Annotated in this window: 11 protein-coding genes and 1 pseudogene; 9 read left to right on the top strand and 3 right to left on the bottom strand. The window is 55.6% G+C overall.

What is annotated here, in order from left to right:
• On the bottom strand, positions 1-984 hold a 984-nt coding region (locus tag WCO56_25965; GenBank protein ID MEI7733044.1), incomplete at its 3' end, for a phospholipase D-like domain-containing protein.
• Positions 985-1,685: 701 nt separating this feature from the next.
• On the opposite strand from WCO56_25965, the pseudogene WCO56_25960 reads away from it, so the two are divergent.
• From WCO56_25960 to WCO56_25925, 8 genes and pseudogenes are all read left to right on the top strand, one after another.
• Positions 1,686-1,895, top strand: a pseudogene (locus WCO56_25960) (RNA-binding protein).
• Between the two features lie 34 nt (positions 1,896-1,929).
• Entirely contained in the window at positions 1,930-2,100 is a 171-nt protein-coding gene (locus WCO56_25955; GenBank protein ID MEI7733043.1) for a hypothetical protein, read from the top strand.
• Between the two features lie 220 nt (positions 2,101-2,320).
• The gene (grpE, locus tag WCO56_25950; GenBank protein ID MEI7733042.1) at positions 2,321-2,920 is read left to right on the top strand and encodes a nucleotide exchange factor GrpE; all 600 of its coding nucleotides are present in this window, start codon (positions 2,321-2,323) and stop codon (positions 2,918-2,920) included.
• Positions 2,921-2,932: 12 nt separating this feature from the next.
• Positions 2,933-4,072, top strand: coding sequence for a molecular chaperone DnaJ (gene dnaJ / locus WCO56_25945; GenBank protein ID MEI7733041.1), 1,140 nt, complete (start codon positions 2,933-2,935; stop codon positions 4,070-4,072).
• 3 nt (positions 4,073-4,075) lie between these two features.
• Positions 4,076-4,831 (top strand): RsmE family RNA methyltransferase, encoded by a 756-nt coding sequence (locus WCO56_25940; GenBank protein ID MEI7733040.1) that lies wholly within the window; start codon positions 4,076-4,078, stop codon positions 4,829-4,831.
• 41 nt (positions 4,832-4,872) lie between these two features.
• Positions 4,873-5,817 carry a sugar phosphate isomerase/epimerase gene (locus WCO56_25935; GenBank protein MEI7733039.1) on the top strand — a complete coding sequence of 315 codons (945 nt, stop codon included), beginning with the start codon at positions 4,873-4,875 and terminating at the stop codon, positions 5,815-5,817.
• Positions 5,818-5,917: 100 nt separating this feature from the next.
• Positions 5,918-7,291, top strand: a complete 1,374-nt coding sequence (locus WCO56_25930) for a Gfo/Idh/MocA family oxidoreductase (GenBank protein ID MEI7733038.1) — start codon at positions 5,918-5,920, stop codon at positions 7,289-7,291.
• Between the two features lie 78 nt (positions 7,292-7,369).
• Complete coding sequence (locus WCO56_25925) at positions 7,370-8,338, top strand: FAD:protein FMN transferase (GenBank protein MEI7733037.1); 969 nt, start codon at positions 7,370-7,372, stop codon at positions 8,336-8,338.
• Here the strand turns inward: WCO56_25925 and WCO56_25920 are convergent.
• Complete coding sequence (locus WCO56_25920) at positions 8,331-9,635, bottom strand: Gfo/Idh/MocA family oxidoreductase (protein ID MEI7733036.1); 1,305 nt, start codon at positions 9,633-9,635, stop codon at positions 8,331-8,333. The two genes, WCO56_25925 and WCO56_25920, sit on opposite strands and share 8 nt — an antisense overlap.
• A 105-nt stretch (positions 9,636-9,740) precedes the next feature.
• The gene (locus tag WCO56_25915) at positions 9,741-10,247 is read right to left on the bottom strand and encodes a hypothetical protein (protein ID MEI7733035.1); all 507 of its coding nucleotides are present in this window, start codon (positions 10,245-10,247) and stop codon (positions 9,741-9,743) included.
• A 21-nt stretch (positions 10,248-10,268) separates the two neighbouring features.
• Between WCO56_25915 and WCO56_25910 the strand changes: the two genes are divergently transcribed.
• Positions 10,269-11,105, top strand: coding sequence for an HAD-IIB family hydrolase (locus WCO56_25910; protein ID MEI7733034.1), 837 nt, complete (start codon positions 10,269-10,271; stop codon positions 11,103-11,105).
• Positions 11,106-11,916: the final 811 nt, after the last annotated feature.

Genomic DNA, 11,916 nt, shown 5'->3' with positions numbered 1-11,916 from the left:
GCCAAACCGGTCGGCCAGGAAGGGGTTGAGCTGGCTGTTGATGTGGGCCTGATACTTGGTCCAGTTGGCTTTGAGTTTATTCGGGCAGAGGACCAGCACCTTGTCGTTTTTGAGTTCAAAATACTTAATGACGGCCAACGCCTCGAACGTTTTGCCCAAGCCGACACTGTCAGCCAGGATACAGCCGTTGTGCTTCAGAATTTTGTTAATCGCGCCTTTGACGCCATCGCGCTGGAATTCGTAGAGAGCTTTCCAAATGTCCGTGTCAACAATTCTGATATTGTGGTCGAGCAAACCGCCTTTTTCCTGATCGGCAAGGAAGTTTTCAAAAATGTGGTAGAGGGTTTTGTAGTAAATGAACTCGGGCGCGTGGTTCTGGTAAAGCTGGGAAAGGTATTGAAGGACTTCCGCTTTGACATCCTCCACTAGTGCCGTGTCATTCCAAAGCTCATCGAACCAGACTTTCAAGTCGCGCCGGTCGCGATTGTCATTCACCTCCAGATTGAGTTCGATGTTATTGCTACCCGCACCGAGCCCGAGGCCACGCACGGTAAAATTGGAACTGCCAAGAATGGCTTCTTCTACGCCGGCGTTAGCGATGTGATACATCTTGCCGTGGAGCAATTGCGCCTGCCGGATGGACCGAATATTTACTTTTTGGCGAATCCATTCGGCGCATTCACGGGCAACGCGCTTCTGGGCAAGGCGGTTGGCGAGGTGCAGTCCTTCGTCCTCGATTTTGAATGACTTTTTGTCGGTTTTGTCCGGATCAAGCGAGGCGATGAAGCGGGGCTCGCCGAACAGGAAATTCAGTTGCTCAATCTGGTCGAGGTGTGCGCGCAGAGCATCGTAAGCGTAGATCGTGAAATAGGCGGAGACGACCGACAGCCGCGATCCTGATTGAATTCTGGCTTTTAGAAAATCCGCGACGAGACCGCGCTGGCGGTTATCCTTGATGCCTGAGTTAGTGGTTGGAGGGGGCATTTAATTGAAAGGACACTGAGATTTCTTCAAACCTGCTCGCATGCAGCGCGCCGATGAGGCGAGCATGCCGCCCGAAATGCAGAACTGGTGAAAATAGGCGGCATGGCCCAGCTTCCGGGAACAGAAGCCACTCATGACTCTGATAGGAACATGTGTTTTCATCCGCAAACGTTAAAACAACAGGAACTTGCGGGAAAAGGTAGGATAAAAGGATTTAAGATGGAAGCGGAAAATGCTGGGATCATGAAGAAACATTACAGGGAGTAAAATGGGGGCGGACATGGCAGAAATATTTTTGGCAAAAAAATTGGGACATGAGGCATTGAAAATTTCAAATCTCAGATTGCAGAGGATGGGATGAGACTGATGGGTAGAATGGACAGGGGGGCCAGGCAAAGCTGCTCCAAGGATAACTCAATAACCGGTCTTCCACCGTCAAAAGCCTGGCCCGCACCGGATTCAAGTGTGCGAGACCCTGGCCGGGATCTTTCCACCCTTCAGGAGGTTCGCATTGTGTTCTATGGATATTGCATTTTCCTGCTTGCAATGCTTTTGGGTGAAGTCTAAATATGCCGTCAGCCAGACGTGACGGCGTTTGTATGGTTCGCTCAGTCATCATTGATGAGGTTTCAGTGACGGCACAAGACCGAGTGGTCGCGACGACCTGGAAATGTCGAACGATCTGGTAACAAAAAGAAAGTATGAGCAACAAGTTATTCGTTGGAAACTTAAGTTTCGACGCGACTGAAATAGATCTTCAGGATCTCTTCGCCCAGCACGGTGCTGTAAGCGAGGCAAACATGATGGTGGACAAGTTCAGCGGCCGGCCTCGTGGCTTTGCCTTTGTAACCATGGCCACTGACGAAGACGCCCAAAAGGCGATTGAAGCATTGAACGGTTACGACTTCAAAGGTCGTAAGCTAACTGTCAACGTGGCACGTCCCCGTGAAGAACGTCCTCCCGGTGGTGGTGGTGGTCGTTCCTTCGGCGGCGGTGGTGGTGGCGGTGATCGCGGACCTCGCGGTGGTGGTGGTGGTGGCGGCGGCGGTGGACGCGGTGGTGATCGTGGCGGCGATTCTCGCCGTCGCTATTAAGCCCAAATCGGGCGCCCTTTAACGACGCAAGTTTTTCACCAGCGCTGCTGGGACGTATGTTTTACGCCCAGCAGCGTTGTTCTTTTGCCAGAAAGGTGATTCTGGTTGTCCCGACCTTTCGGCAGCCCGAATATTATTCCAATGAGCCGTATAATATTTGCCCCATTGGCAGACTCCCTATACTATATGGCCGTTATTCGGTAGTAACCTTGAACTTGAACTTGATGAAATCGGAAGCACACATGGAAAAAAACGCTGAAAGCAAAGTGGATAAAGCCCAAGTGGACGAGGCGACGGACGCCAATTCAACGGGAACCGCCAGCGGCGGGCAGGCAGACGCCGGGATGACGCTGACGGCGGCACAGATTGCCGAATTGCAATCGAAGGCCGCCAAGGCGGATGACCACTGGGACCGCTTGGTACGGATCGCCGCCGACTTGGATAATTACAAGAAGCGGGCGGCGCGTGAGAAACAGGAGGCCATCAAATTTGCCAATGAAAGCATCCTGCAAAAATTGATCCCGGTCCTGGATAACTTTGACATGGCGGTAACCGCCACCCAGAACTCGCACGATGCCGCCGTTCAATCACTGCAATCAGGTGTCCTCATGATTTTGCAGCAGTTCAAAGCCGCGCTGAACGACGCCGGGCTGGAGGAAATTGACGCCAGCGGCAAGGCCTTTGATCCCAATCTGCACGAGGCGGTAAGCCAGCAGGAAACGGAATCGGTGCCAGACGGCCACGTGGTGCAACAACTGCGCAAAGGCTATAAACTGAAAGATCGTCTATTGCGCCCCGCGACGGTGATCGTGGCCCGCACTCCCTCGACGCAACACGCTTAACCGGCAGCTCTCATGGCCAAACGAGATTATTACGAAGTCCTCGGTGTCGATCACACCGCTTCCGACGAGGAAATCAAAAAAGCCTATCGCAAGATGGCCGTCAAATACCATCCGGATAAAAACCCCGGCGATAAGACCTCTGAAGAAAAATTCAAGGAGTTGGGGGAAGCCTACGAGGCGCTCAGCGATCCCCAGAAGCGGGCGGCTTACGACCAGCATGGCCACGCCGCTTTCGATCCGCGCGCCCGCGCCAATGCCGCCGGTGCCGGTGGCGGTTTCCACGATCCCTTCGACATCTTTCGCGAGGCGTTTAGCGGCAATTCCAGCATTTTTGAGGAGATGTTTGGCGGTGGTGGTGGTGAGGACCCAAATCGCACACAGCGAGGTTCTGATTTGCGTTACGACTTGGAAATCTCCCTGGAAGAAGCCGCCAGCGGCTGCGAGAAGGAGATCAATTTCACCAAAATGGATTTGTGTGATAAGTGCGGCGGCAACGGCAGCGAACCGGGGTCGCAGCGGCGCACCTGTAACACTTGCGGCGGTCACGGCCAGGTCATCGCCTCGCGCGGGATTTTCAGCATCCGCCAAACCTGCCCGCGCTGCGAAGGCGCGGGCCATATCATGGATCGCCCGTGCAAAGTTTGCCAGGGGCATGGACGCCGGGAGAAAACCTCGCGCATCACCATCAACATTCCTGCTGGCGTGGATACCGGCACGCGCCTGCGTTCGCGCGGCAACGGCGAGGCCGGAGTGCGGAGCGGAAAAAGCGGCGATCTCCACATCGTCATCCACGTCAAACAGCACGAGGTCTTCCATCGCGAGGGGGATGACCTGCTTTGCGAGGTGCCAGTCAACTTCGTGCAGGCGGCGCTGGGGGCGGAAATTGAAGTACCCACACTGACCGGCAAGGCGCAGATCAAAATCCCGGTCGGCACCCAAGGCGGCACGATCTTCCGTCTGAAAAGCCGCGGCATGCGCAATGTGCATCAAGATTCCATCGGGGACTTGCATGTGCGCGTCATTGTGGAAGTGCCTACCCAACTGAATGCGGCCCAGCGCCAAAAACTCCAAGAGTTTGCGGCGCTCTGTGATGAAAATGTGAACCCCCTCCGCCGGAGTTTTTTTGAACGGGCAAAAAGCTTTTTCCGCTAAACCATGCACCGGTTTCACTTGAATCCCGCGCAGTGTCAGGGAACTTCGTTGCTACTGGAAGACCGCGAAGCGCATCATGCGTTGCGGGTGTTGCGGGTCAGCCGCGGAGAATTGATTGCAGTGTTGGATGGCGCGGGTACCGTCTGCCGGTGCGAAGTGCAGGAAACGGGAAAAAATCACGTTACCTGCAACGTGCTAGAGCGGATCGTGACCCCAAAGCCACCCTGCCAAATCACGTTGCTGCAGGCCATCCCCAAGGGCAAACTCATCGAGGACATCATTCAGCAAGCCACGGAACTTGGCGTGGCGCGTTTGGTGCCGATGCTCACCGAGCGCACTGTCATTCATCTGAATGCTCAAGAAGCACAGGACAAGCAGGTCAAATGGCGGCATGTGGCGGTGGAAGCTATCAAGCAATGCGGCCAACCGTGGCTGCCTAAAGTGGAGCTGCCGCAATCCATGCCGGACTATCTCGCCAAGCAAGAACCGTTTGATTTGTGTATCGCAGGCGCTTTGCAGGCCGACACGGTGGACTTCAAAGAATGCTTCCAGCGTTTCCGCACCCAATCCGGGCATCCGCCATCCACGGTGGCGATCTGGATCGGGCCGGAAGGGGATTTTTCACCCGGCGAACTGCGAAGCATCCTGGCTTCCGGAGCGCATCCGGTGACGTTTGGCCCGCTGGTACTGCGAGTGGCCACCGCCGCCATCTACGCGCTTTCGGTGATCAACCACGAAGTCCGGTCTGGCTGCCGGTGATTTTCCTTGGCAAACGGCGCGGCCCGCGATTTATTAGGGCCGTGCAAACACAACATTCTCATAGCGAAACGGGGTTGAGCCTGACCCGTCGCAATTTCATCCAACGAACCGGCGTCGCGCTGGCATGGGGTGCGGTGGCATCCATGGGCAGATCGGCCCACGCGGCGGAAGCCAAGTCCGGCAAAACGGTATTCGGCTCAAATGTGTTTGGCTGGACCCAGTATTACAAGCGGGAGAATAAACCATTCAATTTGGACGAGGTTATTTCCGCACTGGCGGATTCCGGTTACGATTATCTGGAGAACAACCTCGACGCAGGGAAACCGGAGAATAACGCCGCATTTGCAGACAAGCTGCGCGCCAAAGGGATGCGGCCAGTCAGCCTGTACACCGGCGGAGTGTTTCACGATCCCGCGCAGGCGAATGCGACGGTCACCCGCTTATTGGCGGCCGCGAAAGTATGCCGTCAAGCCGGCTTTGAGGTCATCAGTTGCAATCCACAGCCCATCAAACGGGAGAAGACTGACGAAGAACTAAAGACCCAGTTGACGGCATTGATTGACTTTGGCAAGGGTTTGAACGAACTGGGGCTGAAGCTGGGCGTACACCATCACATGCCGGAGATGGCCAATCAGGCGCGCGAGTTTCATTATAATTTTCGGAACAGCCCGGCAAACGTCGTGGGTTTTTGCTATGATGTACATTGGGTCTGGAAAGGTGGACTGGCGCCGGCGGAAGTTTTGAAGGAATACGGCGAGCGGGTGGTCACTTGGCACCTCCGACAGAGCCGGGACAAGGTGTGGTGGGAAGACCTGGACAGCGGGGAAGTGGATTACCCAGCCGTGGCCGAGTATGCCCGCACGCATCAATTACCCCGGCGGTTCACGGTGGAATTGGCACTGGAAAAGGACACTAAAATCACGCGTTCAGTGGTGGAAAATCACCAGCGCAGCCTGGCGTATGCCAAAAAGGTGTTCGGCGCATAAGCAAAACAGATTGACCTTAAGCCGGGGTTATTCCATGCTAATCGGCAGACGGCTTTTAAATTGAATTTTACGGCCAAAACAATAGTCAAAACTAAGCAATATGCATAAGCAACAAAATGATATGTCGGCCGGGGCGGAAACGCGCCGGAGTTTCTTGCGAAAGACCGCGACCGCAACAGTCGCGGTAGCCGCCACCGGTTTGGTCAAGCCATCCGTGTTTGGCCAGGCTCCCTCAGCCAATGTGCTGGGGGCAAACAGCAAAATCGTGTTGGGTTTCATCGGCTTGGGCAACCAGGGTTTCGGTAGCCACCTGAAGCCCATGAAGGAATCCTCCGGAGAGAACAACCTGGCAATCGCCGGGGTGTGCGACGTCTCCAAGTTCCGTCGCGCTCAGGCCAAGGAAACGGTCGGCGGCGACTGCAAAGATTACGAAGATTATCACAAGCTTTTGGAAGACAAGAGCATTGACGCCATTGTTTGCGCCACCGTGGACCACTGGCACGCCCGTGTATCACTGGACGCCTTGCGCGCCGGCAAACATGTGTATGTGGAAAAACCGATGTGCCGCTACCTCGGCGAAGCGTTTGAGATTTACGACACCGTCAAAAGCACGGGCAAAATCCTCCAGGTCGGTTCGCAAGGCACCTCGGATCTGAAGTGGCACAAAGCCGCCGAAGTCATCAAGGCCGGCAAGATCGGCCCGGTGGTCATGAGCCAGGGTTCATACATGCGCAATACCCCCAAAGGTGAGTGGAATTACTCCATTCTGCCATGGGCCACCAAAGACGATGTCAATTGGAACCTATGGGTGGGCGACCAGATCAAAACCCGCAAAGCCGAATTCGATGTGGATGATTATTTCCGTTGGCGCAAGTATTACCGCTATTGCGCCGGGTTGCTGGGCGACCTGTTCCCGCACAAGCTGCATCCGTACATGCTGGCGACGGGCAATCCGGAGTTTCCGACCCGCGTCTCCGCCATCGGCACCCGCAAGGTCGAAACTGACAAGAAGACCCCGGGTACCCCGATGCGCGACGTACCGGAAATCATCCAATTGATTGCGGAATTTCCGAGCGGCATGGTGATGCATATCACCAGCAGTTCAGTGAACGAACAGGGCACGCAGGAAATGATCCGCGGCCAAAAAGGTTCGCTCTATCTGGGCGGTAACAAGGTGGACTTGAAGCCCGAGAAACCGTTCACGGAAGAAATTGATCCGGAATCGTTCGGGCCATTCCCGGCAGAAAGCATCCCGGCGCACCATAAGAACTGGTTCGGCGCGATCCGAGGCACGGAAAAGGGCAATTGCAGCGTGGACTTGGCCGTGCGCGTGCAAACGGTGGTGTCCCTCGGTGAAATGTCTGATCGTTTGGGCATGATGTGTCATTTCGATGAGAAGACCCGCAAGATCACCGATGGTGCCGGCAAGGAAATCCAAGCCATCACCTACGGCTGGAAAGACGGTTTGTCCTAAACCGGTTGCACTGGTTGTTTTTCACAAAGTTCCGCTGGCCCACGGCTGGCGGAACTTTTTTATTGAAACCCATTCTCCATGCATCCGCATTTAAATTTTCCAGCGGTAACGCTGGCGGGAGAGGCGATGGCGACACGCTTCGAGCTGGTGTTGCCGGGCACCAACACCGCCGCGCTGCGCGCCGCCGGAGACGAGGCGCTGGAGGAAATCCGGCGGTTGGAATCCACGTTGAGCATTTACCTGCCGGGCACCGAGCTATCCACCGTCAACGCCCGCGCCTTCCGTGAACCGGTGCGCGTCAGCCCACCGGTATTCAACCTGCTGCGCCAGGCGCAGCGGATTTATGAGGAGACCGACGGGGCGTTCGACATCACCGTGGCTCCCCTGCTCCGCTGCTGGGGGTTCATGCGCGGCACCGGGAGTTTGCCGGACAAACAAGCGTTGGCCGACGCCCGAAGCAAAGTGGGCATGGACAAGGTGGAACTTGACGCGGCGAATTACACTGTCCGGTTTCAGCGCGAGGGCATGATGCTGGATTTGGGAGCCATCGGCAAAGGCTACGCGATTGAACGCGCTGTGCAACTGCTGGAGGAGGCTGGCGTGCAAAGCGCGCTGATTCACGGCGGCACGAGTTCCGTTTATGGTGTCGGGCAGCCACCAGATGCTGAAGCGTGGAGCATCGCGCTCGACTTGCCATCTGGAAAAACAAATGAACCCGCCCGGCGACTGGCAGTGGTGCCGCTGAAAAATACCTCACTCTCCGTTTCGGCGGTATGGGGGAAATCCTTTGAATCTGGCGGACAGACGTATGGGCATATCATTGATCCACGCACCGGCGAACCCAGCCAGCAAGCCGTGTACTGCGCCATTGTGCTTGCCTCCGCCACCGAAGCCGATGCCCTGACCACCGCGCTATTGGTCGCCGGAGTCAAAGGCTTTCAACAAATCTCAACGCTACGCCACGACTTAAAGTCGCTGGTTGTTTGCCCCGGGAAAATCCCGGAGCGTCCCGTCATCAAGACCAGCGGAATCGTGCTGGCTAAATAAACTTTGTGCGGCCCGGCATTGAGATGGGTTGGATGGGCAGCTTCATGTTCCAATCCAGATTATCGGGCACAATTTTTTCCTGGGAATTCAGAGCTTCCTCCCATTTAACTTCCTTGCCCGTATAAGCGGCCATGCGCCCCATGAGCGCCATCAACGTGCTGCGCGCCATCCACTCCCCATCATTGATTGGCTTGCCGGCGCGGATCGAAGCAAAGAGTTCGTTGTGCTCCTGCTGGTACATGTCTATTTTCGGCCCAGCGTAGTTAAACTCCGGTACGTCCTTGCCTTTGATGGCAAGCTTCCCGCCTTTAATCGAGGCATAGCCGTTGGCACACATAATGTAATCGGAATTTTCACTATAACAATTGCTGATCTGACGTTGTGCCATGAACGCGCGCACCCCGTTCTCATATTCGTAGAACACATCAATGTGATCGTAAATGTTCCCCTCGTTATTCGGGATCATGCGGCCACCCGAAGCGACCGCCTTGATAGGTGGCTTATCCCCCATCACCCAGTTGATTTTATCCACGCTATGGCAGGCCTGCTCGACCAGGCCATCGCCGGAGAGCCAGTAAAAGTTATACCAGTTGCGCAATTGCCATTCCACGTCGCCCATTCCGGCGGGCCGTGTTTCCGGTGCGGGCATGGGCTTCACCGGACTGGTCAGGTACGTCGCATACACCGCGCGCACGTCCCCAATGGCACCGCCCAGGATTTGTTTGTAAAATTCCCGACGCGGCAAATCATACCGCCAGCAGAAACCTGCCACCAACGCCTGATTTTTTTCCTTGGCCAATTTGGTGCTTTCCATGACGGAGCGCACACCTGGACCATCGGTGGCCATCGGTTTTTCGGCAAAGACATGTTTGCCGGCCGCCACCGCGGCTTTGATGTGCTGCGGACGAAATCCGGGCGGCGACGCCAGCAACACCACATCCACGCCGCTATCAATCAACTTCTGATATGCGTCCAGGCCGGTGAAGCTTTTCCCGGCTTCCACCTGCACCTTTTCGCCATGCTTGACCTTCAAATTTTTCAGGCTTTTTTGAATTTGCTCATCGAAGGCATCCGCCATGGCTGTGAGCACGAGATTAGGATCGGCACTTAAGGCCTGGTTGGCGGCACCGGAACCGCGTCCGCCGCACCCCACCAACCCCACCTTTAACGTATCTGAGCCCGCCGCCCACGCCCGGGACGATAACAGATTGGGAACGGCGACTGCGCCGCCAACCATAAGGGTGGATTTTGTTAAAAAACCGCGCCGTGAGGCATTTGGTTCAATCGTATCTTGCATAGGTATTTTCTAAGGTCCCGCACTTGGCCTTGCCAGTCAAGCCAGCAATGATAGCTAAAAACCGATGGGAAAATTCGCGTCCGACGTCCAAACCTGAGACTTTCTTCATTTCCCAGGCCCATTTGCCTCAGGCGTTTCCCCTTGGTGGTCACCGCCCACTTTGGCGTTTTTCTTCCATGGCATCTCGGGATATTTGACTTCTCCCTGAACCACAGTGGCGGGTGGCGGTGGTGGCGGTGCGATTTGGAGTTCGGGATCATTCCCCTGCCCCGGTTGTGTTCCTGTCGGCGCCATATTCCCGCGCCAGGAGGAAATCCGTGCTTGCAATCCGTGATGTTCCGCCGTCTTTTTATCGCCCGCCCGCATATAGAACAAGGACAGGTTCGTATGCACCAACTGTTCGTGGGGCCGCATCTTTTCCGCTTTATGCCCTTCGGCGATGGCGGTGGCATAATCGCCTTTGCGGCAGTAGGCCATGCCCAAGGAGAGTTGAGCGTCGAAATATTCCGGGTCTTGCGCCAGCAACACCTTCAGTTTGGCAATGCTCGCATCAAACTCCCCCATGCTGAAATCAAACATGGCGTCGTCATATTGTTCCTGAATTGTCATCATAATACTTTTGACAAACTTGATATGCCATGTTTGTTGTCCTTGCGCAAGTTTGTGAAATACGAATTACCAATTAAGCTGCTGTCAACGGACTTTGACGGAACCTTGTTTTCCGGGTTCGATTACCCCCCCGTGCCCCGCTCGCTCCAAGCGAAGATCGCCGAATTGCAGGCCCAAGGCGCCAAATGGATGATCAACACCGGACGCGACCTGACCGGCCTGATGGAAATCATGGCCCGCTCGCACTTGACCATCAAGCCAGACTACTTGGGCTGCGTGGAGCGGGAAATCTATGTCCACGACGGTAAACGCTACACCAGCCTGAGCGAATGGAATGACGCCTGCACCCGTTCACAAGCCGAAGTATTCTCCCGGATTCGTGAAGACCTACCCCAAATTATCGCCTGGGTAAACCAGCATTTTGATGCGACGGTCTATGAGGATATCTATTCCCCGTTCTGTTTGGTGGCGGAGAATAACCCGGATGCGGATAAAATCGTAGCCTACGTCGAGGATTACTGCCAGCGCATCCCAAAGTTGACCATCGTGCGCAATGATGTATACGCCCGTTTAAGCCATACGGATTTCAACAAAGGTTCAGTGGTGACCGAGGTGGCGCGTCGTTTAGGACTAACGTCTGAACAAGTGTTTGTCGCTGGCGACCATTTTAATGATTTGCCCATGCTCCAAATCGGCCGCGCCCGCTGGCTGGCGGCACCGGAGAACGCCGTGGATGAGGTGAAACACGCGGTATTGCAGCAAGGCGGATACGTCAGCCAGCATCCCTCGGGGCGGGGCACCTTGGATGGCTTGCTCGCGTGCTTGAAAGCTGCCGGATACGCCAGCCCAAGCCCTACTTAAACGCCATCACCAGAACGCCCGCCACCATCAAGGTGGCACCCAGGCCCGCGCGAAAATAACCGCACCATGGAGCCGCCCGGTGGCTGGCCCAGACAAGCCAGGGCTGCATCAAGCGCGTTGGTGCGTTACGAATAATACGAGGTGAGCAGGTTCGATGGTTCCGTACCCCCTCCAGGAACCCACGTGCAGGTACATGAGTTCAAAGAGCGAAATTCGTTTGTTCGGGGAGGTCACGCTTTGGCCCGTACCCCAGGGAAGCGCGGGAGCCGCATTTTTTGGAGTCCGGTGGCAACTGAAGGGGGAAAAAGGGGCGGCGGGCGACACCGCTTTGGATTTGCCCCGTCCACTGGAATGAGCGCGCGAGGCCACTGAGTCTCCCGAATGTCGTTCTGCGGATTTACACCGTTCAACGGAGCGGGATAATCGCAGGGTTCTTTGCGCGCCAATCCAAAGCGGCGTCGCGGCCCCCGTCACCCCACCTTGCCGCCGCACTCCAAAATATGCGGCTCCCGCGATTCCCATGGGCAAGGGCCAGAACGCGAGGCTACGGAACGCCATGCCGCTTTTGAAGGTTAAGATTGCGCGGCGGAATTCCCGAGGAACGATTGCGCGGACAAACCATTGCGCAATATTATTCGTCACTGGAAATGTGATAGACTACCATTCGGGTCGAAAATATAGACGTGTGGAACTGGATGAACTCTCTGGAACCATGATTTCCTTGATTGCTTCTTTAATAACAGCTTTTTTCCATGGTTCTAGCAGCCTGTCGGACTTAGAAAAGCAGTTTTTTTAAGAAGCCCGGACATAA

The organism is Verrucomicrobiota bacterium, from assembly GCA_037139415.1.
Lineage (GTDB): Bacteria > Verrucomicrobiota > Verrucomicrobiia > Limisphaerales > Fontisphaeraceae > JBAXGN01.
The sequence above is the reverse complement of the archived record's forward strand: the minus strand, read 5'-3'. Positions and strand labels throughout refer to the sequence as shown.

What these genes read in the sequence shown, in the direction of transcription:
- grpE (MEI7733042.1), top strand. Translation starts at nt 2,321, where the DNA reads ATGGAAAAAAACGCTGAAAGCAAAGTGGATAAAGCCCAAGTGGACGAG.
- dnaJ (MEI7733041.1), top strand. Translation starts at nt 2,933, where the DNA reads ATGGCCAAACGAGATTATTACGAAGTCCTCGGTGTCGATCACACCGCT.
- WCO56_25940 (MEI7733040.1), top strand. Translation starts at nt 4,076, where the DNA reads ATGCACCGGTTTCACTTGAATCCCGCGCAGTGTCAGGGAACTTCGTTG.
- WCO56_25930 (MEI7733038.1), top strand. Translation starts at nt 5,918, where the DNA reads ATGCATAAGCAACAAAATGATATGTCGGCCGGGGCGGAAACGCGCCGG.
- WCO56_25925 (MEI7733037.1), top strand. Translation starts at nt 7,370, where the DNA reads ATGCATCCGCATTTAAATTTTCCAGCGGTAACGCTGGCGGGAGAGGCG.
- WCO56_25920 (MEI7733036.1), bottom strand. Translation starts at nt 9,635, where the DNA reads ATGCAAGATACGATTGAACCAAATGCCTCACGGCGCGGTTTTTTAACA.
- WCO56_25915 (MEI7733035.1), bottom strand. Translation starts at nt 10,247, where the DNA reads ATGATGACAATTCAGGAACAATATGACGACGCCATGTTTGATTTCAGC.
- WCO56_25910 (MEI7733034.1), top strand. Translation starts at nt 10,269, where the DNA reads ATGCCATGTTTGTTGTCCTTGCGCAAGTTTGTGAAATACGAATTACCA.